The sequence below is a fragment of the Coprobacter tertius genome (assembly GCF_024330105.1).
GTDB classification, from domain to species: domain Bacteria; phylum Bacteroidota; class Bacteroidia; order Bacteroidales; family Coprobacteraceae; genus Coprobacter; species Coprobacter tertius.
This window is the reverse complement of record NZ_JANDHW010000005.1, coordinates 87,957-111,367: the sequence shown is the minus strand read 5'-3', so window position 1 is coordinate 111,367 and position 23,411 is coordinate 87,957. Positions and strand designations below refer to the sequence as shown.

The window sequence follows — 23,411 nt, the reverse complement described above, 5'->3', positions numbered from 1 at the left end:
TTGATGCCAATCGGTTCGATCATAATTTGTCTGAGACAAAAAATCTTTACAATAATAAAGTAAATAAATATGCTGAAAGCTTTAATAAATTTCTACAGAGTTTCATCTCCGAAACTTTGTAATACCGAAACTGTATCTGAAAAGAAACATCGGGCAAATCTACTCCAGTGGTCTACGTTTCTTTCTGCTACCATAGGTTATGGTACATATTATGTTTGCCGTTTAAGCTTGAATGTTGTAAAAAAGCCTATAGTTGAAGAAGGTATATTTTCAGAAACGGAATTGGGGATTATCGGTTCGGTGCTTTTTTTTACGTATGCTATCGGTAAATTTACGAACGGTTTTCTTGCCGATAGGTGTAATATAAATCGTTTTATGACTACTGGCCTATTGGTGACCGCATTGGTCAATTTATTTTTAGGGTTTACTCATTCGTTTATATTGTTTTTGGTGCTTTGGGGGGTAAGCGGGTGGTTTCAGTCAATGGGAGCAGCTTCTTGTGTAGTGGGTTTGTCTCGCTGGTTCGATGATAAAAAGAGAGGAACTTTTTATGGATTATGGAGTGCCAGTCACAATATCGGTGAAGCGATGACTTTTATCAGCGTGGCGTCTATTGTAAGTGTATTCGGGTGGCGATATGGATTTTTAGGGGCAGGACTTGTCGGCTTGTTGGGAACTTTAATCGTGTGGCGTTTCTTTTATGATACTCCTCAAAGTGAGGGATTACCTGAATTAAATCGGTCAGAAAATAAAATGACAGGAGCCGTTACTTCTTCGGACGAATACAATAGCGCTCAAAAAAAAGTGCTGAAAATGCCGGCGATATGGATATTAGCTCTTTCGAGTGCATTTATGTATATTAGTAGATATGCGATAAATAGTTGGGGGGTATTTTATTTAGAAACACAGAAAGGGTATTCGATGCTGGATGCGAGTTTTATTATCTCTATCAGTTCGGTATGCGGGATTATAGGTACTGTATTTTCGGGATTTATTTCAGATAAATTATTCGGTGGTAAACGTAATAAGCCGGCGCTTATTTTCGGATTAACTAATGTGCTGGCTCTTTGTCTTTTTTTACTTGTACCCGGGGTCCATTTTTGGATCGATGTTATAGCTATGATCCTTTTTGGGGTGGGTATAGGTGTACTTATTTGTTTCTTGGGCGGATTAATGGCTGTAGATATCGCTCCGCGTAATGCATCGGGAGCCGCCCTGGGTATAGTGGGCATAGCCAGCTATATCGGGGCGGGATTGCAAGATATAATGAGTGGAGTACTTATTGAAGGGTATAAAATAATTGAAGAAGGATCTGAAATATATGATTTTAGGTATATAAATGTTTTTTGGATAGGGTCGGCCTTAATTTCCGCATTATTGGCAACACTAGTATGGAACGCTAAATCGAAATTTTAAATTTTCAATAGATAAAAATTTATTCTTTAAATGCAAATGTAGACAAAATTATATTAATTAATATGTTGATAATAATGTAAATATCTAATAATAATAGGAGTATAATAATGATAATAATTAATATAAATATCTGATTTTCATATGTTATATTATCAGTCGATATTTCATTTTATAGATTATGAATTTATTTAAAAAACGGGATAATTATAATGCATAATGATTAAAATTACGAACTTTATTTTTATTTTTGTTCAAAATTATTCGGATATATATCAATTGACATTTTTAATTTTATGAATAAATGGAATTTCTTCTTTAGTAAATAATATTCATAAATTGGGTAAAAAAATTCCCGCTTACATTTTTCGATATATGCCAAGATTAAGCCATTGAGGGGACAATCATTTATTAGATAAATATATAAAGTAGTAGTTATGAAAAAGTTTTTTCTGTTAACGTTATTAATTGCAATGGTAAGTACTCTGCCCGCACAAGAACCTGCGCAGGCAATACGAGGAAATTTATTGGGTAGCCCTGTTCTTGTGGTAGCGCATCGCGCTGACTGGCGTAACGCTCCCGAAAACTCTTTACAAGCCATAAAGAATTGCATTGATATGGGTGTAGATATGGTTGAGATCGATTTAAAAAGAACGAAAGACGGTCATTTGATACTTATGCATGATAAAACGATAGATCGTACGACAACCGGTAAAGGAAAGCCCGAAGATTATACTCTTAACGAGTTACGGAAATTTAATTTGCGTAATGGAGCGGGGCACAAGACATCGCATGTGATCCCGACCTTCGAAGAAGTCATGCAGCTGTGCAAAGGTAAAATTATGGTAAATGTAGATAAAGGATACGAATATTTTAAACAGGCTTATGAAATAATGGTAAATACCGGGACTGTAAACCAGTGTGTTATGAAGGCCTCTTTACCTTATGAACAGGTAAAGGCCGAAAACGGGGATTTGCTAGCTAAGGTTATTTTTATGCCGGTAATAAATATCGATAACGACGGCTCGGATATGATAATCGATGGATACCTGAATAATATGAGACCGGCCGCTTTTGAATTATGTTTTAAAAATGACGGTCCCGAAGTTCAGCAACTTATCAGGAAAGTGCGTGACAGTGGTTCAAAAGCATTTATTAATACGATGTGGCCCGAGTTATGTGGTGGACATGACGATGATCGTGCTGTAGAACGTAATCAGCCCGAAGAAAGTTGGGGATGGGTTATAGGACAAGGTGCAAAATTGATACAAACCGACCGTCCTGCGCAATTAATTGAATATTTGAGGAAAAAAGGTCTTCATAATTGATATATATACAGTTGATGACAAACGGGAAAAGTTTTTATCCCGCTTGTCATCTTGAACGAAACGAAGCGATTACTAATATTGGTTACCTCGGGTAATTATACTTATCTCGTTGCTGCGAAAATGACTCGTTTTTTTTAATGACGGGGTAAAGAAAGTAAGGACAAGATTGAATAATAGACATCAAATATAATCTCTTGTGATTCTTAACAGAGCGGATGATCTCCTCAAGCAACGTAAAGAGCCTAACAAGAAAACAGGCATTCTAGAAGCGAAGAGACTATTTATAAACCGGCTTCCGTATCCGTTTTAATAAATGATTATTATTCTTCCAAATATTTTTCCGGCGACCAGTTCCATGGTTCCAATGATCCGTTTTTTCCATTAATCAGACGATCATCCTGTCTCATCTTCTGAATCAGTTTTGTCAGGTTAGGCAAATTGTAACAGTTATTCGTCTCGATATCATACAGCAGTTTATGGTCGTCGAAAAAAGCATTCCAGAAACAATCTACAATTCCGATGTTAAATTGATCCAAATTACCGTAACCGTCTTCACCATTATATTTTTCATATAAAGGCTGGAGGGTATTTACGGCATATGCAATTATATGATGTCGTTCTTGCAGTGTCAGGTCGTTGAATGAAGGATAGGTGTTTTGTTTGTCTCTTTCTGTATCCGGATGGTATGCCATCAGATCGACTAATGAACTCGTCATTTCGAAATATTTGTTACAATCTGGTGTTGAAAGCTGCTCGACGGTGTGTAAAACACCTTCTTGGATTTTTAATGTACCGTGTTTATCGCGACCGATAAATTTATCAATCAAAGAGATATTGTTATCGTCAAGAACCAACTTGTTGATTCTATCATCTTTATCGTAGCTAAAAGTTAGAAGTAAATTTTTCAAAATATCCGGCACATTTTCCGATAACCAGATGAAACTTGTCAGATTATCGTAAGATATATATTGATTGATATGAAATAGCCACTTCAGATCAAAGTCTGAATATTTTTTTTCATTCCATAAATGCACATCCCAATCATTTTCCTCTCCGTTAAATTTATTATTTAATATTTGTTGGGAATCTATATTTTTTTCTGATTTAGCCAAGTCTGGAAATGAAATTTTATAGTCGATTATATCGGGCAGATAACAAGTCTTTGAAACGATATTCTTATCGGCATCTATATGTATCACATCACCGATACCAAATGGATTTTGGGGGTTATATACAACGTCTTCATCATTATTCCTCGTGTGCAGATGTATAATTTCTCCAATTTTCACCTCGATTCCGAATATGGTTTTTATCCGTTTCAAAAAAGATGAGTCTGTCGGTACTATAAAGCCTCTTTTTTCTAAAGAATCCAAAATTAATTGTTCTGTAATTTTAAAATCAGGTAAGTCAATATCATATAACATTATATCACCTGCTCCGGAAGCATAATATCCTGCATTCAACTGTCTGGTTAATAACACCGTAATGCTATCATTTTTATTCGTTTCAATATTATTTTTTTTAATATTTCCACATCCACTGATAAAAATCGAAATGGTAAGTAAACCAATTCCTACGTTAAAGTATTTCAATAATATCATTGTTGTCGTTATTAAATTTTTCTATTTAATTTATGTCCTACCCGTTATGTTCCGTTTCCGACAAAACACCACCGGATTATTTATATATTCTTACGGTTGGTTAAAAAACGGTTTGTTTATTGTGTTTTGGAGTATTTTTCTTTAATTACCTCCTAAACTATATATTGTGATTATAAAAGTGTAATTTAAAAACTGCGTTTATTTTTATTTACCGTTAATATAATTTGTTTTTCCAAAAAAGCCAATTTATTTTATTAAAATAAAGATAAAATATGAAATCCTGTAATATTTTTCTAATTTTGTAAAAGAAATAAATTTTCTTATAATAAATTTTTCTTATGGCTTTCGTAAAAATATAACGAAGTACGATTTATCAAAATAAATCTTTAATTTTAATTTAGATTAATAGATGAAATTATATAGTTTTTTATTGCTTCTAATTCTAATTGCATTATTGTTGGTATCCTGTTCGGAGAGCGGGGAGTGTCATAGCGAACGCATGTCGTTAAATCGGGACTGGACATTTTTAAGAGTAGATTCCGCAACTCATGTTGATGAAGGGATGATCGTTAAGGGAATTTTTCCTCCGGGTGCGGTGAATGTAGCATTACCGCATACACCTCGTATCGAGCCATTGGTGGTGAACGACCAGTGGCAAGGAATTTGTTATTATCGAAAAACTTTTCTTCTGGATAAAAAGGATGAAGAGAAAAACATATTCCTGAAATTTGAAGGGGTGATGAATGTTGCGGATGTATGGCTCAACGGAAAGCATCTGGAAAAGCACCTGGGAGGATATTTGCCGTTTGTTATCGATATTACATCCGTCGCACATCCGGATTCCGTTAATACTTTAGTTGTAAGGTTAGATAATAGAGATAATCCTGTTACCGGGCCTAAGCCGCTGAAAGAACTCGATTTTAATACATATGGAGGAATTTACAGAGATGTATGGTTGATTAAAAAAGCGCCAGTATATATAGTTGATCCTGTATGTAGAAATAAAAAGGGGAGTGGTGGGGTGATCGTAACTTCAGGAAATGTATCGGAGAACAGTGCCGAAATGATCATAAAAACTCATGTTATAAATACGCGAAATAAGTCGGCCGACATTGTTTTAAAACATACGCTCATTTCCGAAAACGGGAAAGCTGTAATGAGTGGTAAAGACGGAGGATGTATTAACGCAGGTTGCGATACGATATTTGAATGTAAAATGCAGTTGAAGAATCCGTCATTATGGAGTCCCGATTCACCGATATTATATACTCTTAAAACTGGTTTGTATGATGGTAATTTTTTAGCAGATTGCGATACGACAAGGATTGGAATCAGGGATATTAAAATAACAGCGGAAGGATTATATCTGAATGGTAAAAAAATATTCTTGAGGGGCGTGAATAGACATCAGGAGTATCCTTACGTAGGATATGCAGTGCCAGATAACGCTCAATATCGTGACGCATATAAAATAAAAGAAGCCGGTTTCGATTATGTACGTGCTTCGCATTATCCACCCTCGCCGGCTTTTTTAGATGCTTGTGACGAACTCGGAATATTCGTACTCGATGCCATCCCTGGTTGGCAATACTTCGGAGATTCTTTATTTGTAAATTATATGAAGAGATCGGCTCGGGAATTGATACGACGGGATCGTAATCATGCTTGTATTTTAGGTTGGGAATTATCGGTAAACGAGACGCCAATGCCTGAGTATTTTATGAAGGAAATGAATGCGATACGTACCGAGGAAGATCCCGGAACTTATACGGCCGGATGGATAAAAGGAAAATACGATATATACATCGAAGCTCGTCAGCATAGAAAAGAGGTTGACCGTTGCATTCCTCTTATCGTGTCGGAATACGGAGATTGGGAGTATTATGCACAAAATGCAGGTTTTAATCAAAATAAATGGAATGACTTGTTGGAAGAGGAACGGACCTCGCGACAACCTCGTGAAAGTGGAGAGAAAAGAATGTTGCAGCAGGCCACCAATATACAAGAGGCGCATAATGATAATTTAACGACAAATGCATTTGCCGACGGTTACTGGGTTATGTACGACTATAACCGGGGATATGCCAACGACTTGGAATATTCAGGTATTATGGATATTTGTAGGTTGCCGAAATTTTCATATTATTTCTTTAAAAGTCAGAGGAGTATTTCGGATCTGAACGTATTTGCGAAACCTATGATAAAAATAGCTTCATTTTGGACTCCCGGAATTAGTAAAAGCGTAAAAATATTCAGTAATTGTGACGAAGTGGCTCTTTATCTCGATAATCGGCTAATAGGTAAGAAGACTTCCGATAAGGATCGTTTTTCTGCCTTTTTAAAACATCCGCCCTTTACGTTCGACGTTGAATGTGAAGCTCCCGGGACTTTAACGGCAAGAGGATATTATAAAGGTAAAGAAGTTTGTTCCGACTCTGTGTCTACACCCGGAAAGGCTTATAAAATAACTTTGAGTGTAGATACCAGCGGTATATCTCCCCGCAAAAATGACCTTATTTTTGTATATGCCCGTATTATCGATAAAAACGGGACTTTAGTGAATACAGCTTCCGATCGGGTATATTTTAAGGTAAAAGGAAATGGATCGATTGTAGATGATAGCCCAGTGGAGGCATTGGGCGGAATAGCGACTATTTTATTAAAAACGGGTTCGGTTGCGGGAAATGTATTTGTAGAAGCGACAAGCGGAAAGTTGATAAAAGATGTTCTTAATGTTGATTATAAATAGATATTATAAATTGTTTACAAAACTTGTTTTATTTATAGATTTTGATATCTCGTTTTTGAGGTATAAATTTATATACATTTATAAAAAGGATTTGCTCTATGTTTTTTATACTTTATAGACCGTTGATAATATTGTATCTTTACCCTTTAAAAATACGGAGTGTTAAAAATGAAACCTGATTCTATAGTTGTTCTCAGAACATTTGAAAATGCTGGTGAGGCCAATCTGGTAAAAAGTAAATTATTGAGTTATGGCATTCCCTGTTTCCTTTCCGATGAAAATACGGTAACATTATATCCTCTTTTTAATCAGGCTTTAGGTGGGATAAGATTAAATATTTTTTATCGTGACAAAGAAGAGGCAATGCGTATTATCGATGAAGAGCCGGATGAGATAGACCCGAATAATGAACATTCGCTTTTGTTAGAAAAAGACTGTATCGTTCGTCCGTATTGCGGATCGGATAATGTCAGGTATGGCACGGCTACCGAAAAGAAATTTCGTTGGATAACTATTATTATTTCATTGATCCTCACCATTTATCCATTTGTAATACGTAGAGCATACCATTGTTTTGCTTGCCATAAAGATTTTAAAAAATAGAGTATGTTTTTATGGGTGTGCCGTTGTCATATTTCGTCGTTATGATAATGGATATGGGGCCGTACTAATTTATCGCATTTTTTGTACCTTTGTCCGGATTAAATTTTATCCGGAATATTCAATGGCTAATCGTCGAAACAAAAAACGTTCAGGGAAGAAACAGAATAATACCTATCTTGTAAAGGTAGCATGGGTTCTGTTTTTTATACTCATTTTATATGGGTTTTGGCCTTTTTTAAAGTCTCTTTATCGCGATTATACAACCCATGGGAATGGATATGGAATAGAGCGGTATACTGACCTTGAAATACCCGATGCTTTAAAAGGGAAACCCGAGCAAATTATCAGACATAAAGGTTATACGGTTTCTTATAACAAAGATTGGCATATACCCAATTGGGTTGCGTATGAACTGATTCTGGGAGAATTGGATGGCCCTGAAAATCGGTACAATAAGTTTATGGTAGATCCTTATGTGAAAGGAATGTGCGCTACGAATGCCGACTATTCTCGTTCGGGGTATGACAAAGGTCATATGGCTCCTGCAGGAGATATGACGTGGAATAAGACGGCGATGAAAGAATCGTTTTATTTTACGAATATTTGTCCTCAACATCCGGGGCTGAATAGGGGGGTATGGAAAAATCTTGAGGAAAAAATACGTGATCGGGCCCGGAAAGACAGTTGTGTGCTCGTCGTTTGTGGTCCGTTGGCCGGTAAAAACGATAAAACGATAGGAAAAAATAAGGTTAAGGTACCACATGGATTTTTTAAGGTTGTATTGACTCCTTATGCAAAACATCCCAAAGGTATTGGCTTTATATTCGATAATAAAAAAGAAGAGGGGGAACCTGCTGAATATGCCGTTTCTATCGATAGCGTGGAAGAACTTACTGGTATCGATTTTTTCTCTCGTTTGCCCGATGAGGTAGAAGAAAAGTTAGAATCTTCTTACGATATTGGCGAATGGAAATTGTAATCAGTTAAATAAAATAAGAAAATGAATCGAATAGACGATACAATATGTGCTGTTTCGACCGCTGCCGGGGTAGGAGGCATTGCCGTAATACGTGTCAGCGGACCTGATGCGATCGAGATTGCCGATCGAGTATTTCGTGCTTCGGGAGTTAATGATATGCCTTTAGTCAGTCGTAAATCCCATACCCTTATTTATGGGGAAGTAAGGGATGAGACGGGAAATATTATCGATGAAGTCGTTGTTTCGTTATTTCGTAAACCTCATTCTTATACGGCCGAAGATGTAGTCGAGATATCGTGTCATGGTTCGTTATACATACAACAGCAGATTATCTCATTGCTACTCAGACAAGGATGCCGCATGGCAGATGCCGGAGAGTTTACGCGTCGGGCATTTGCAAATGGGAAAATGGATCTTTCGCAAGCTGAGGCTGTTGCCGATCTTATCGCTTCTTCTTCTGCCGCTGCCCATCGGTTAGCTATGAATCAAATGCGTGGTGGTTTTAGCCGGGAACTGGGGGCATTAAGAGAGAAATTACTCGATTTTGCTTCACTGATCGAACTCGAGCTTGATTTTAGTGAAGAAGAAGTTGAGTTTGCCGACCGGGAACATTTGACTCAATTGGCATCCCGAATTGAAAATACCATAGAAAAGCTCATCGAATCTTTCGACATGGGTAATGCTATAAAAAACGGCATACCGACTGCTATTATCGGAGAAACGAATGCCGGAAAATCTACTCTGTTGAACCGTTTATTACATGAAGAACGTGCACTCGTGTCGGAAATACATGGAACTACCCGGGATGTAATAGAGGATACGATAAACTTGCGGGGCGTTACTTTTCGATTTATCGATACGGCCGGAATACGTGATACTCAGGATAAAATAGAGAACATGGGGATTGAACTTACTTATCGGAAACTCAATCAGGCTCGTATTGTCTTGTGGGTGATAGATACGACACAGCCTTTTGAAAATTTATATTCTCTTGCCGAAAATATTTTATCCCGTAGTGAAGATAAAAAACTTATATTGGTTTTTAACAAGTCCGATCAGGCCGATGACAAAATGAAAGAAGATAAAAAGCAATTCGCGATTACAATACCCGATGCAGAATATTTATTTGTGTCAGCCAAAGAAAACGAGAATATCGATTTGCTCGAAAATCGTCTTATATCGGCAGCACAGTTACCTAAAACCGGAACCGATGACGTGATTGTCACCAACGCGCGGCATTACGATGCTCTTACTAAAGCATATAATGCCATAAAACGCATACAAGAAGGGCTTCGGTCGGGCCTCTCTGGCGATTTTTTGTCACAGGATATTCGGGAATGTATGCACTATCTTGGGGAAATTACCGGAGAAATCTCAACCGACGATATTCTCGGTAATATCTTCAGTAAATTTTGCATCGGCAAATAAGCCGATGTAAGAACCAATTCCCAGAAAACAAAAACAATTTATTAGTCGCTAATTTTCAGCGACTTTTATTGTTTGCACTTCCTTTATTTCCCTCTCATTTTGCTTCCTCAAACCGAGGTATTTCCCCTCATTTGGCCCCCGTTGGCTATTGTTATCACTACTCTTATATGAGGTGGTGGAGTGTTGCAACAAAATGCAACACTCTGATACGTGATGATACACTATGCGAACATTTTTTTGACGTACGTGCGATTCTACACTACCCCGGCGAAATTATTGGCGAAATAATTACCGATGTCGAAATATTATGAGTAGTAATATTGAGGTTCAGCGCGTTTGCCAATTTTGCGGGGCAGAATTTACGGCCAAAACAACGGTAACGAAATACTGTTCCCATCGTTGCTCCTCCCTTGCGCATAAACAACGAACGAGGGAGCAAAAGGTAGAGGCTACAAATTATGAAACATTATCTAAACTTAACTCCAAAAATTCGGCTAGTATTAATAACAAGGAGTTTTTAACTGTACCACAAGCCGGGAAGTTAATGGGTGTAAGCCGATTTACGGTTTATCGCTATTTGCATGACAATCTGCTTAAATGCGTAAAACTCCGGGGAAAAACTTTTATACGCCGCAAGGATTTAGAAGCGCTTTTTGACAATGCGACAGAATATAAAATCCGAAAGCGTGAGACCTCGATTGTCATAACAGATTTCTATACTATGAAAGAGTTAACCGAAAAATTTGGCATCAAGGGGACATGGGCCTACAAGATGATCAAAGAGAAAGGAGTTCCCAAAATCACTCATCGCGGGAATACCTTGTATAGTAAACTTCACGTAGATAAAGTTTTGACAAAGCCGAAAACCGAACGATCCATAAAAGAATGGTATACGACCGAAGAATCAATGCTGAAATATAACCTGACGCGTGATTCCCTTTATCACATCATCAAACGCAATGATATTACAAAAACTAAAGCAGGAAGGTATATCAAGATTGCCAAAGAGGAATTAGACAGAATTTTTGAACAACCAATAATATATTAAAACTATGGCAACAAAAGTAAAACTACGGCGCAAGCCGATCACGCAAGGACGTGCAACACTCTTTCTGGATTATTATCCGCCAATCCTCGACCCTGAAACGATGAAGATGATCCATAAGGAATATCTGGGGATCTATATCTTTCAGGAACCACAGAACGAGATCCAACGGGAATACAATGCCGATATGTTGTTGAAAGCCGAGGCTATTCAGGCTATGCGTATCCAAGCGGTAATCAACGAAGAATTTGGGTTCCTCGACAAACGCAAGCAGAAAGGCGATTTCCTTGCCTATTTCCGGAGCTTTCTGATGAAGAAAGACCCGAAGTGGAAAATGGTTTACGCCCACTTCGAGAAGTTCACCAAAGGTAAGTGTACTTTCGGGGAAGTCAATGTCGATCTCTGCCGAAAGTTCCGCGAGTACCTGTTGAATGCAAACCAACTCAAATTTTCCAAGAAGAAACTGGAGCGTAATTCGGCTGCCGGATATTATTCGACGTTCCGGGGACTGTTGAAGATCGCCTACCGGGACAAGATGATCCGGGAGAACGTCAACGACTTCCTCGAGAAGATCGAATATAAAGATGTGAAGAAAGAGTTTCTGACCGCCGAGGAATTGGGTCGGTTGGCAGGCGCTCCGTGCGAAATCCCGGTACTAAAAGCCGCATCGCTTTTTGCCTGTCTGACCGGGTTGCGGATCAGCGATATATTGAAACTCGATTGGAAACACATTGTCCCGGCGCAGGACGGCGGTTACTGTATGCGCCTCAGAACCGAAAAGACCGAAACCGAAACTACTCTACCGATAAGCGATGAGGCATTGGAATTATGCGGGGAGCGCTCAACCGGGAAAGTATTCAAGGGACTTGAACGCAGTATGATCCAACATCCCCTGCAAAAATGGCTCAAGTCGGCCGGCATCGAGAAGCACATCACATTCCATTGCTTCCGTCACACGTTCGCTACCCTACAGATTGCTCTCGGCACCGATATTTTCACTGTCAGCAAGATGCTCACCCACAAGAACGTCTCAACGACCCAGATTTACGCAGAACTGGTGAATGAGAAGAAACGGGAGTCTGCGAACAGAATTTCTTTGAAAAAATTGGTTCTAAAAGAAGACTAATATTTCTAAACGGCAAGAGATGCAAGCGTCTCTTGCCGTTTTTTGATTATTTCTCACATTTCTTAATCTTTTCGTTTGTCTCTTCCCTATCTATTAAGAAACAAACACTGAATTATGACAAAAAATGAAATCACTTTTGATAATCTGCCTGCAGCGGTAGGTTATCTGATAGAAGAGATCCGTGAGATAAAAGACTTAGTATCCCGGTCGACGGAACCACTTCCTAATAAAAATATGCCTGTTGGAATAGATGAAGCATGCCGGATTGTTGGCAAAGCAAAGTCAACAATTTATACTTCCGTACAGAAGGGTTTGATACCTTGCTGCAAGGTAGGCCAGAAACTTTATTTTTATGAGCATGAATTACTGGATTGGATAGCCGCCGGCCGGAAAAAGTGTATCGCTGAAACCAAAGCGGATATTGAAATGCAGATGCAGAAATCAGTGCGAAACAAACCACGAAATTCAAGTTTCTTAGAATAACAACGCCCGGAACTGTCATGCCTAATAAGCCCATGAAATCTAATTTCGTTGGCTTATTTGTGCAGTAAGTAGCTGTATCAGCCAGTTCGCCCTATACATTATGAATAATTAAATCATATTCCTCCTCGGATAAACGACATTGCAGGTATTTTATATGAGGAAATTTTTTAAGGGCTGCTTTTACTTTCTCTATATCCTCTTTACTTGTCCTATGCCCGAATATTACACTTCTCAATGATTCGGGATTTATGGGGATTCTATTCGGTGCACCTGCGGGGTTATCATTTATGATCCTTACCTCTTTTTCGTAACTCCAATCCTGAGATTTATTCTTCAAAACACTCACTATGGATTTATCCTTTTGCGCCATAAAATTTATTTCTGGTAATTTTTCGTGATATATGACAGGTATAGCATATTGGAAAACATTGAGGTCAAGAGAAATGTCATACTCCAAAACCATTCCTCTATGATTGTCGGCATAATGTGACCACATTAGCTTATTGGTTTTCGATTTGGAAAAACAACAAACTTTGGTCTGTGCAAGCATTGATTGAAATGCTCTCTTATAGTAATCGTTAGATTGACGTATTAGATTTGGAATTTCATAGATTTTTTCTTCGACTTTTGGAGTCCCTCCATTACGGCTAATACTGAAATTCAAAGATATCTCCATTGTCGTGTCTTGCTCGACCTCTTTCAGTTTAATACTGCCTTCAAAGGGATCATTCAAATCATCTGCGGACGAAAACCATAGATAACACTTTTCCAATGCATCTATTTCATTCGGGTTAATAGGTCTGTAACGGTATAAGGTGCAGCAACCTATTCGACTAGCTACATAATCTAAAAGAAGTTTATTGGGAGTATTTTTATTCTGTATATCCATATTATCCCAAATATAAGAAATTTAACAATTCACACCCCATATCCGTATATATGAATTCTATATACAAATAACCCCCTCGATATTTTCGAAGGGGTTATTGTTTATGGATAGGTAGTCATAACCAACCTGTGGATATTTTCACGTTCACAGGCGTGAATAAAGTCGGATATATATTGCGTTTCTTATCCCGGCTCCGCTACTCCAAAGAAAAGACAATATTGATCTCAGAGCTTACCCCCTGTTCGCCCGTAGGAATCCCGGAGTCGCCGGAATCCATAGCAAGCGCCTCCTCTTTGAACATCAGGTTATTCTGAAACGCGCGGGTTTGCGCTACGTCCCGGCTAACCACTTCTGAAATAGTGAGCACTTTACCTATTTTACGCCCTGAAAGTTCGGCGTATTGTTGGGCCTTGTCAAATGCCTTTTGATATGCCAATTCGCGGCTTTGTTTGAATAACTCCGTCTTGTGCTCAATGTCGAATTGAATGTTCTGAACTTCAACCTTGTCGATCGCCGTAATCTGATCCAGTATGGACGAGAACCTTTCTGGCGTGTTGATCATATCGTTTACGGTCACCACGATGGTCTGCTGTGCACGTTGTCCGAGCGTAACCCTTCGGCCGTTGCGGTATTCGTATTCGACGTCGTAATTGAGCGATGTGGTTTTCAGGAATTTATCCTCAACGTTTTCTGCCTTCAGTATGGCCAGGATCTGCTGCATAGTTTGCTCCGCGGCGGTTTTGGCTTGTTTGGTAGTTGGCGCTGTGTGCGAAAAACTGACGTTCATCAGCACCATATCCGGTTGCGCCAATACCGTTCCGATTCCAGAAACTGAAACCGAGTCCTGATTTTCCCGGACTTTGAGATTACAGGAGGACAGTGAAAAAAGTATCAGGGAGAATGCTATGCCTGTTAAAAGTTTTTTGTTCATATGATTTACGGTTTTTAAAGTGTTATGGTTTAGGAGGGGGTATTTCACTGCAATTTACAGATTTTACCGGAATTCCAGGTTAGATTGAAAAAACATCGTTGATTTTTGCAATCCGAATTATTAGGCATACTTTAGCCGGATAAGCCAAACTTCGGTTTTTGAGTTCAATTTGGGAACAAAATATTCTTCATTCGATATAAAACATATTAAGTAAATGCGGTGTGCAGTTTCTGTTTCACCGCTTTTTTGTGAACATATGTCATTCGGATTCTGTAGGTTGGCTTATTGGAAAAATAATGTCAAACTAAAAGAATCAATGCTATGTTTTCAATTAATGTTAAAGGAGAGCGAAATCCCCGTGACTTGGAGATGGTCAAACTCAGGCTCATCTTTTTTCAGAGCGGATACAACCGCATCCCCAAAGTTATCCCGATATCCGGACGATATGAGGAATGGAATCAAAAACGTCAGTTATTCGACGGGAATACAAAGGATGTGCATGAGCGTAACCAGCTTATCCTGAAAGAAAAATTAAGATACCGGAAGATTGCGGAAAAATGGGAATCCAGCGGGTATGATTGGATTCCCAAGGAGCTGGCCCATTACTTTGATCAAAGAGACAAAGACTCCATACCTTACATAAGGGTGTCGGCTATGCTTGATCGTATTGCCGAACAATTCCACAAACAGGAAAGAATTAAGAACGGTCATGTCCTAACCAGCTCTTCCAACGCAAAGAAATACAAACTCCTCAAAAAAACATTGGGAGAATTTACCCATAATGTTTACCGGAAAGAATTTAGCAAATACCGTTTTTGCGATATAAACGAGTCTTTCCTCGCAGCTTTTGTCCTGTACTTGAAGAAAAGAGGGGCGCAGAATGGTAATGGTGGCGGAGTCCAGGGCAAGCTAAAACTCCTGCATGCTACTTTTGTTGCAGCCAAACGGCAAGGTGTTTATAACGTGAGAATAGCGGTTTTCGATTCTGTCCGAACGAAATACAAAGTGCAGCCTGTCACTCCTAAAACCATTTCGTCTAAAACCGTGACTATGATAGAGGAAATGGATACGTCATGGTTGACGCACAGGCAAATGATGGACAGGGAGCTTTTTCTGTTCAGTGCGTATGTCGGCGGGATGTCGCCTGTCGATGTCTGCTACCTGAGGCATCGCAGCATAAAAGGAAATGAAATTATTTACGAACGCATAAAATGCGACAAGATAGCCCGGCCGGTCTTAATCGACAAGGCAAAAGCTATCATTGAAAAATACCGGAAAACCTGCTCTGAATATGTGTTTCCAGTTTTCACTCGCAAACACGATACGACCAAAAGGATGCTTGGGAGGGTGCGGCAATTATCACACAGGGTAAACGACACCCTTGCCTGTATCTGTGAATCGCTAGGCATTCAAGAACATATTACTTGGAGGATGGCAAGGTCATATTTCATATCGAAAATGGTTGACGAAGGGTATCACGCATTGCAGATAGCCGAACAAACCGGCAACAGTCCGGGTACGATTCATCGGTTCTATTATTCCCATACGAATAAAGAAGAGCTACGCCAAAATATGAACAAGGTATTTTAGTATCCAAGGTTAATAATATTCTAAATAACAACCTTGTAGCGTGTAGGTAATTATGTAGCCATCTGTGTACCCAAGAATGAGTAAGGCCGTCTCTATATATATTCAAAACCGGGGCTTATTATCGTGTTATTAGAACAATTTTATGATCAGCGAAAATAACCATCTAAGAGACTCTTTTATGACCATTGAAATCACATTGCTCCCCACTGGATCCTTCCAGATTTTCTTAATACTGTCCTTGAAAACTGTATATATCCTACCCTTGTTTTTCATCATTTTTTGTTCCATTCTTTGTCTTTCTTATGAGTCGTGTCAAAACTATAAGTCACTGTGTGTCAAGGCGCCAATTTATTAAAAACGTTAGCCCTTTGCGAGCTACTCTTATTATTTGTATATATAGAGAAGGCCCGTATAAACTGCTGGTAGATTCAAAGTTGTGACCTGTTCGGTACAACGGGTTATAGCATCCGAAATGGCGACTCTCGAGTCGTTCTTTTTTTTCTGTATATCCCAGAATGAGTCTCTATGTAAGGATCGATTACTAAGGATTGTAATCTGCTCGGGAAAACAGCTTGTAAAAACTAAAATGGTAATAAAGTGGAGTCTCCTCTTTTTATTAAGCAATTTGTTACATATATAGAGATACACCCTTGTAAAGTATTGATACATTAAAAGTTGCGACCAGTCTGGTAGAACGGGTTGTATCACCCCGAATAGCAGCTTCCGGGTCTCCCTTTTTTTATTAAGCAATCTCCTTGCTTCCCAACCGATACAGTTATCTGTTTTTTGCATATCGTTCTTCATCTTTCCAAAATCACAGACCCTTTTTACTCCGGTAGCCGGACCAATAAAATCCGCATTCATTTAGGTCTGGAGGCAATATAGGTGGATTTTGAGGAATTTGTTGTATCGTGTTCCGATATGCAACCCAATTACCGAAGTCTGAGACCAAGAAAGTTATCTTAATGCGTAAATATGCTATATTTACAGAAGCAATTATCAAGAAGAATAAATGTAATTTCGTTACATCTCCAGCAATATTATACGCGCTTGGTCTTTTATGGCACACAGTCTTCCTTTCTGGTTTGAGTCACTCACTTCGAATATTCATAGGTTTTAAACATTTATATAGCATAATATTTCATATCATTACATTCAAAATATTTCGTTTTAACGCACGACACCATGAACAGAATAAAGGAAGTGCTTGAAGAAAGAGGGATTAAACAAACATGGCTAGCTGAAAGGTTGGGCAAAAGTTTCAGCATCGTAAATGCCTACGTATGTAACCGACGCCAACCAAGCCTGGAATTGCTATTCGAAATAGCGAGAATTCTTGAAATTGATGTAAAGGAGCTGATTAAAAGTAAAAAATAAAAATAATATGGATAACTCAATACATAATAATTTAGTTTCATTTATTTGGTCTATTGCGGACGATTGTTTGCGTGACGTGTATGTGCGTGGGAAATACCGCGATGTTATTCTCCCAATGGTTGTGCTTTGTAGATTAGAGCCGTTCATCGGCAAACGAAAAAAAGAAATATTAGAAGAAAAGCGATTCCAGGAAAAAATAGAAGGAACTACAAAGTTAAATGAGATTCGGATACAGAAAATTTCTGGACATAAATTTAATAACATTAGCGACTGGACTCTTCAGAAATTATATGAAACAGCCACAAAAGACAAAGCGAGAAAAGATATCGATTATTTAGCCGAATTAGAAATTAATTTTTTAGAATATCTAAAAGGGTTTACTGATGATATAAAGGATATTGTGGATCGATTTAGATTGAGTGTGCAAATTCGTCATATGGCAACAAAGAAAGTGCTGTACGATGTTCTTGAAAAATTTACATCCCCATATATCAATTTAACTAATGAGGAAAAAGTGGATCCAGATGGCCGAGAACTTCCTGCGTTATCCAATCATGATATGGGATGTGTTTTTGAAGAATTAATTCGAAAGTTCAATGAGGAAAATAACGAAGAAGCTGGAGAGCATTTCACTCCCCGTGACATCATTCATTTAATGGCCAATCTCACATTTGAACCAATTAAAAATCACTTACCTAAAGAGATCAGCATTTACGACCCGGCTTGTGGGACTGGCGGGATGCTCACAGAGAGTAAGAGTTTTATTGTTGATAAATATAATGTTCCTGAAGAATCGGTTCAGCTTTATGGTGTAGAGATAAATGATGAAACTTATGCTATTTGTCAATCCGACATGCTAATAAAAGGCAATACCGGAGACATTATTTGCGGATCAACATTGGCCGAAAACCATTTCAAAAGTCGAAAATTTAATGTCATGCAATCCAATCCGCCTTACGGCAAATCCTGGGTTAGTGACATGAAATATATCTTTAATGAAGAAAAAGTCATTACAGATCCTCGATTTGAAGTGCAATTGGCTGATTTTTGGTCGATTGAATCATTTGAGAATGCAACTCCTCGTTCTAGTGATGGACAATTATTATTCCTTATGGAAATGGTTGACAAAATGAAGCCTGTTGATGAGTCTTCTTGTGGGAGTCGTATTGCTTCTGTGCATAATGGCTCAAGCCTTTTTACAGGGGATGCCGGAAGTGGAGAAAGTAATATTCGTAGATATATTATTGAGAATGATCTTTTGGAAGTTATTATTCAACTACCCAATAATATGTTTTATAACACGGGTATTACGACCTACATATGGGTGCTCACTAATAATAAATCAAAGAAAAGAGTCGGCAAGGTACAACTTATTGATGCGAGCGAACTTGGTGAAAAGCTACGAAAGAACCTTGGTAATAAGAATTGTCAATTTTCAGAGAATAGCATTAAGCAGATAATGAAATGCTACGCATCAGCAGCTAATCAAGAAAAAACAGATAAGAATAAGATTGCCAGTTTAGTGCTGGAAAACATAGATTTCGGGTATCATAAAGTAACCATAGAACGCCCCAAAAGACTTATGGTGCAATTTAGCAATGGAGCTATCGATGAATTACGTTATGATAAAACTGTTGCCAAGCCAATGAAATGGGCATATTCTCAATACAATGATAATATTTATTCGAACCTCAATAAATATGTCCCAGAAATTGAAAAATGGTGCAAACAAAATGGAGTTGAACTGACCACCAAGGTCAAGAACACTTTATTTAGTCTGACGACATGGAATAAAGGGCGTAGTTTGCGAGAGACAGCCTATAAATTAATGTATAAAATAGGCGAAGATATTTGGATGGACTATAATGAATTTTTAAAAATATTTGACAAGACTCTTAAAGATTTGAAAATAAAACTCTCAAGCAGCGATCGCAAACTAATATTGGGCGCGATAAGCACCTATAATGCAAATGCAGAGAAAGTTATAAAGAAACGTCATAGGCTTTCCTCTGAAAAGCTGACAGAGTTAACACGAAAATATAATTGTAAGATTCATGATTTAGCTGATTTCGGATATTACGCTACTGGGGAGTCAGGAATATGGATAGAATATGAGTCTGAGAATGAGTTAAGAGACTTTGAAAACATTCCACTCAAAGATAATATCTATTCTTATTTTTATCGAGAAATAAAGCCTTATGTTGCTGAAGCTTGGATTAATATGGAAGCGACAAAGATCGGATATGAGATTTCATTTAACAAATACTTTTATCGTCATAAGCCATTGAGAAGCATAGATGATGTTAAAAAAGACATTCTTGATTTGGAACGCCAAAGTAATGGATTGATTAATAAAATTCTAGAAGTTTAATCATGTATAAATATAACCAATATACAGATAGTGGACTAGAATGGCTCGGTGAAATACCCGCTCATTGGAAGATGATACCTTTATCATTATGTTTTTCTGAAAATAAGGAGATTAACTCTTCGCTTTCAGATATTACATCTTTACAGTTTAAACAGGGAGAGATAATTCAAAAACCAGAAACAAAATTCGATAGTGAATTGGCTAAAGTTCTTGAAAAATACACAATTATAAAACCCAACGACATCATAGTTAATGGATTAAATCTGAATTACGATTTTCTTACTCAACGAATAGCTATTGCCAAGCAGAATGGAATTATTACATCTGCTTATATATCTCTACGTCCTCAAAAAAAGATCAACCCATTCTACTATTGTTATTATTTAAAATCCATGGATTTCCAAAAGGTGTTGAATGGGATGGGAGTGGGCATAAGACTTACACTCTCATATAATGAATTAAAGCGTATCTATATTCCATTGCCCCCGATTACAGAACAGGATAGAATAGCTAAATTCCTAGATTTTAAATGCCAACAAATAGATACAACCATTGCAAAAATAGAGAGTATTATTGACTGTCTGAAAGAACAGCGTTTAATGACTATCCAGACTGCAATAACTAAGGGAATTAATTCTGAAGCAAAATATACGGATAGTGGCGTCGACTGGATAGATAGAATTCCGAGCCATTGGAAAGTAAAAAAACTGAAGTATGCTTTAAAACAAATAAATATTAAACGGTCTAGTATAAATAATAATCTGCCATACATAGGGATGGAGAATGTAGAATCATGGACAGGCAAATTTATTGGATCTGATTCCGAGGTCGAAGGGCTATCAAATTATTTTCATGCTGGCAATGTGTTATTTGGAAAACTCAGGCCATATTTAGCAAAGGTTTATAGAGCCAATACAGATGGGCTATGCTCAACCGAGTTCATTGTATACGACGTTCTTGATAATAATAGTATGTATATACAAAATCTATTGTTATCGCCTAGTTTCATTAATATTGTTAACGCATCTACTTATGGTTCTAAAATGCCCAGAGCAAATAGTAATTTTATCGGCAATTTAAAAATTGCTATCCCGCCACCAATAGAACAAAAGCAAATAGCTAACTATTTAAATAACATAAACAAAAAAATAGAGGCTGCAATACATCTAAAACAAGATGAAATTACTCATCTTAAAGAATACAAACATTCTCTTATAAATTCTATTGTCACTGGGAAAATAAAAATAACGAAGGACGATGAGTAAACAAAATGACATAGGTATTGTATACGTACTAACTAATTCGGCCATGCCTGGATTGGTTAAAATTGGGATGACAACACGTGATAGCATTGATACCAGAATGAAAGAGCTTTACAGCACTGGTGTACCTGTTCCTTTTGATTGCCCATATGCATGTGAGGTCAAGGTTTCCGATTGCGCCAAAATTGAAAAGGCCCTGCATACTGCTTTTGGACCGAATAGAATTAATGCGAATCGAGAGTTTTTCAGTATTAAACCCGAGCAAGCGACAGCAATTCTTGAACTTTTCGACCGTAAAGACATTACGAGTGAGGTCAGTGCTGAAATCGAAAATGATTTAACTATCGACGACAAGGTCGCAAGCGAAAAGATTAAATATACTCGTCGTCCCCCTATGAATTACAGAGAGATGGGAATAGAATTAAACTCGCTTCTAACGTTCGTTAAAGATCCGACTATCCAAGTGATTGTAGTCGGAGATAGGAAAGTGTCGCTAGATGGAGAAGAGTCATCATTAACGGCTATAACAAAAAGGTTGCTCGGAATAACACGTCCCATTCAACCTACACCTTATTGGGAGTATGAAGGGAAAAATCTTCGCGATATCTATGATGAAACTTATACGATAGAAGATTAAAAAAAACGGTCTACTATTCGCTTTTATTTCCGTAATGCACCATAATTGCATCATTACAGAAATAAAATGATGAATATGACTTTTGATTTATCGCTCACTAATACGATCAATTTATCGCTCAAAACTTCCTGTTTTGAGCGATATCCGGTAAAAAATGAGCGATATATTTAATCTTATGGGGTAATCTCGCTATCCTCATGGAACTTTGGCATAAATCCTTAAACAATATCTACCCAATAAAACTATCTGAATTCAAAATAATTATTACCTTTAATTTCTGAGAAAAGCAAGAGTGATAAAAAACACTTCTAGGCAGCACTTTATCAATCTCGCTATATTTCAATCTAACAACCACTATGATGCTGAGACAAAATCTATCATCGTTTCTGCATCGGAAAATTAATTGTACATACCGATTATCAGAACAAAGGTATAGGAAAAGCTTTGATGATTGAAATAGAGAAAAAATTTAGTAGTTGTTCAAAATATCTGCTATTTACAGGAGAAATAACTCCTAATACCTATATCTTTATACAAAGTTAGGGTACAAGGAAAATCCCGAACATGCGATAGCGTGTGTATGATAATAATTAGGAAAAGTTGAATGAAATATAAGCTAATGAATATATGACAATTGCCGTTTTAACGTATAAAAAAGAACTATCAGAGGTTGAAAAATCCCTGCAAGAACACCGAATCTATCTGGACAAGTATTATTCTTCGGGAAAGTTCATTGCTTCGGGAGCACAAACCCCTCGTATAGGAGGTATCATATTAATGAATATAACTAAAGAGGAAGCCCAACTTTTAATAAAAGAAGATCCATTTTTTAGAAATGACGTTGCTGAGTATGAACTAATAGAGTTCTCGCCAACTAAATATCAAGTTGGTTTTGAGCAATTTATAAAAAGGTGATGTCTGATCTTTTGTATATAGTTTGGCTATTTCCTATCATTTTTATGTTCCACGAATTTGAAGAAATAATATTTTTTGAATCATGGATAAAGACAAATAAGGATTATTTGCCAGAACGATATCCCAAAATAGCTAAATGCTTTTTGTCTCATTTTGAAAGTTTATCTGTTCCTGCATTCACAGTCGCTGTAGCCGAGGAGTTTTTATTGCTTAGTACTATAACTGTTTTGTCGGTTATATTCAATTGGTATCAGCTATGGTTTGTTATATTTATGGGGTATTTTGTTCATTTGTTAGCTCACATAGTGCAATGTTGCGTACTTCGCAGATATATTCCAGGTATTTATACAGCAGTGCTTTCCTTAATCTATTGTATATATTCTCTCTGTTTCATTCTTGATAATAATTTGTTTTCTACAAAACAGATTGTTATATGGACTATTATTGGATGTATAATTGTAATTACTAATTTAGCTTTTGCACATAAGTTAGCTCAATTATTTGATAAACAAAGAAAAAGAAAATTTCTAACAATATCGAAATCCGAGATATCCGAGAAAATAAATTAGGTGTACTCAAAGGTAATAAGTACGAAGCTTTCTATCATCCCGATAAAGATATCAGTATTTTAAAGACGTTATCTATCGGCAGTTAGGCGATAGATCTGATAGACGGTGATTCGAA

The 23,411-nt window shown here is 37.4% G+C and carries 20 protein-coding genes; 17 read left to right on the top strand and 3 right to left on the bottom strand.

What is annotated here, in order from left to right:
- Positions 1 to 69 precede the first annotated feature (69 nt).
- Together NMU02_RS06540 and NMU02_RS06535 are read left to right on the top strand one after the other, a co-directional pair.
- Positions 70 to 1,416, top strand: a complete 1,347-nt coding sequence (locus NMU02_RS06540; RefSeq protein WP_255026730.1) for an MFS transporter — start codon at positions 70 to 72, stop codon at positions 1,414 to 1,416.
- Positions 1,417 to 1,886: 470 nt separating this feature from the next.
- Positions 1,887 to 2,741: a glycerophosphodiester phosphodiesterase family protein gene (locus tag NMU02_RS06535; RefSeq protein WP_255026935.1), complete on the top strand. Its 855-nt coding sequence runs from the start codon at positions 1,887 to 1,889 to the stop codon at positions 2,739 to 2,741.
- Positions 2,742 to 3,061: 320 nt separating this feature from the next.
- Here the strand turns inward: NMU02_RS06535 and NMU02_RS06530 are convergent, their stop codons facing one another.
- Positions 3,062 to 4,342 (bottom strand): hypothetical protein, encoded by a 1,281-nt coding sequence (locus NMU02_RS06530; protein ID WP_255026729.1) that lies wholly within the window; start codon positions 4,340 to 4,342, stop codon positions 3,062 to 3,064.
- Positions 4,343 to 4,751: 409 nt separating this feature from the next.
- On the opposite strand from NMU02_RS06530, the gene NMU02_RS06525 reads away from it, so the two are divergent.
- From NMU02_RS06525 to NMU02_RS06495, 7 genes are all read left to right on the top strand, one after another.
- The gene (locus tag NMU02_RS06525) at positions 4,752 to 7,091 is read left to right on the top strand and encodes a glycoside hydrolase family 2 protein (protein WP_255026728.1); all 2,340 of its coding nucleotides are present in this window, start codon (positions 4,752 to 4,754) and stop codon (positions 7,089 to 7,091) included.
- Positions 7,092 to 7,259: 168 nt separating this feature from the next.
- A complete protein-coding gene (locus tag NMU02_RS06520; RefSeq protein WP_255026726.1) occupies positions 7,260 to 7,694 on the top strand; it encodes a putative signal transducing protein in 435 nt (144 codons plus the stop codon).
- A 121-nt stretch (positions 7,695 to 7,815) separates the two neighbouring features.
- Complete coding sequence (locus NMU02_RS06515; protein WP_255026725.1) at positions 7,816 to 8,673, top strand: DNA/RNA non-specific endonuclease; 858 nt, start codon at positions 7,816 to 7,818, stop codon at positions 8,671 to 8,673.
- 21 nt (positions 8,674 to 8,694) lie between these two features.
- Entirely contained in the window at positions 8,695 to 10,101 is a 1,407-nt protein-coding gene (mnmE, locus tag NMU02_RS06510; RefSeq protein ID WP_255026724.1) for a tRNA uridine-5-carboxymethylaminomethyl(34) synthesis GTPase MnmE, read from the top strand.
- A 307-nt stretch (positions 10,102 to 10,408) separates the two neighbouring features.
- Positions 10,409 to 11,149: a helix-turn-helix domain-containing protein gene (locus NMU02_RS06505; RefSeq protein WP_255026723.1), complete on the top strand. Its 741-nt coding sequence runs from the start codon at positions 10,409 to 10,411 to the stop codon at positions 11,147 to 11,149.
- Positions 11,145 to 12,272 carry a tyrosine-type recombinase/integrase gene (locus NMU02_RS06500; protein WP_435522022.1) on the top strand — a complete coding sequence of 376 codons (1,128 nt, stop codon included), beginning with the start codon at positions 11,145 to 11,147 and terminating at the stop codon, positions 12,270 to 12,272. The genes NMU02_RS06505 and NMU02_RS06500 overlap by 5 nt, the downstream gene beginning before the upstream one ends.
- A gap of 114 nt (positions 12,273 to 12,386) precedes the next feature.
- Positions 12,387 to 12,755 (top strand): helix-turn-helix domain-containing protein, encoded by a 369-nt coding sequence (locus tag NMU02_RS06495; RefSeq protein ID WP_255026720.1) that lies wholly within the window; start codon positions 12,387 to 12,389, stop codon positions 12,753 to 12,755.
- Positions 12,756 to 12,846: 91 nt separating this feature from the next.
- On the opposite strand, the gene NMU02_RS06490 is transcribed toward NMU02_RS06495, so the two are convergent.
- Together NMU02_RS06490 and NMU02_RS06485 are read right to left on the bottom strand one after the other, a co-directional pair.
- Complete coding sequence (locus NMU02_RS06490) at positions 12,847 to 13,644, bottom strand: DUF2971 domain-containing protein (protein ID WP_255026719.1); 798 nt, start codon at positions 13,642 to 13,644, stop codon at positions 12,847 to 12,849.
- A gap of 196 nt (positions 13,645 to 13,840) precedes the next feature.
- Positions 13,841 to 14,575 carry an SIMPL domain-containing protein gene (locus tag NMU02_RS06485; RefSeq protein WP_255026718.1) on the bottom strand — a complete coding sequence of 245 codons (735 nt, stop codon included), beginning with the start codon at positions 14,573 to 14,575 and terminating at the stop codon, positions 13,841 to 13,843.
- A 321-nt stretch (positions 14,576 to 14,896) separates the two neighbouring features.
- Between NMU02_RS06485 and NMU02_RS06480 the strand changes: the two genes are divergently transcribed.
- From NMU02_RS06480 to NMU02_RS13710, 8 genes are all read left to right on the top strand, one after another.
- The gene (locus NMU02_RS06480; RefSeq protein WP_255026717.1) at positions 14,897 to 16,165 is read left to right on the top strand and encodes a phage integrase SAM-like domain-containing protein; all 1,269 of its coding nucleotides are present in this window, start codon (positions 14,897 to 14,899) and stop codon (positions 16,163 to 16,165) included.
- A gap of 1,185 nt (positions 16,166 to 17,350) precedes the next feature.
- Positions 17,351 to 17,542 carry a helix-turn-helix domain-containing protein gene (locus NMU02_RS06475; RefSeq protein WP_255026716.1) on the top strand — a complete coding sequence of 64 codons (192 nt, stop codon included), beginning with the start codon at positions 17,351 to 17,353 and terminating at the stop codon, positions 17,540 to 17,542.
- 7 nt (positions 17,543 to 17,549) lie between these two features.
- The gene (locus NMU02_RS06470) at positions 17,550 to 19,913 is read left to right on the top strand and encodes a type I restriction-modification system subunit M (RefSeq protein WP_255026714.1); all 2,364 of its coding nucleotides are present in this window, start codon (positions 17,550 to 17,552) and stop codon (positions 19,911 to 19,913) included.
- Between the two features lie 2 nt (positions 19,914 to 19,915).
- Positions 19,916 to 21,178: a restriction endonuclease subunit S gene (locus tag NMU02_RS06465; protein WP_255026712.1), complete on the top strand. Its 1,263-nt coding sequence runs from the start codon at positions 19,916 to 19,918 to the stop codon at positions 21,176 to 21,178.
- Positions 21,171 to 21,812, top strand: coding sequence for a GIY-YIG nuclease family protein (locus tag NMU02_RS06460; RefSeq protein ID WP_255026709.1), 642 nt, complete (start codon positions 21,171 to 21,173; stop codon positions 21,810 to 21,812). The genes NMU02_RS06465 and NMU02_RS06460 overlap by 8 nt, the downstream gene beginning before the upstream one ends.
- A gap of 372 nt (positions 21,813 to 22,184) precedes the next feature.
- Positions 22,185 to 22,355: a GNAT family N-acetyltransferase gene (locus tag NMU02_RS13715; protein WP_354003109.1), complete on the top strand. Its 171-nt coding sequence runs from the start codon at positions 22,185 to 22,187 to the stop codon at positions 22,353 to 22,355.
- 84 nt (positions 22,356 to 22,439) lie between these two features.
- Positions 22,440 to 22,727 (top strand): YciI family protein, encoded by a 288-nt coding sequence (locus NMU02_RS06455; protein ID WP_255026708.1) that lies wholly within the window; start codon positions 22,440 to 22,442, stop codon positions 22,725 to 22,727.
- The gene (locus NMU02_RS13710; protein WP_354003108.1) at positions 22,727 to 23,296 is read left to right on the top strand and encodes an HXXEE domain-containing protein; all 570 of its coding nucleotides are present in this window, start codon (positions 22,727 to 22,729) and stop codon (positions 23,294 to 23,296) included. Before NMU02_RS06455 ends, NMU02_RS13710 begins: the two co-directional genes overlap by 1 nt.
- Positions 23,297 to 23,411: the final 115 nt, after the last annotated feature.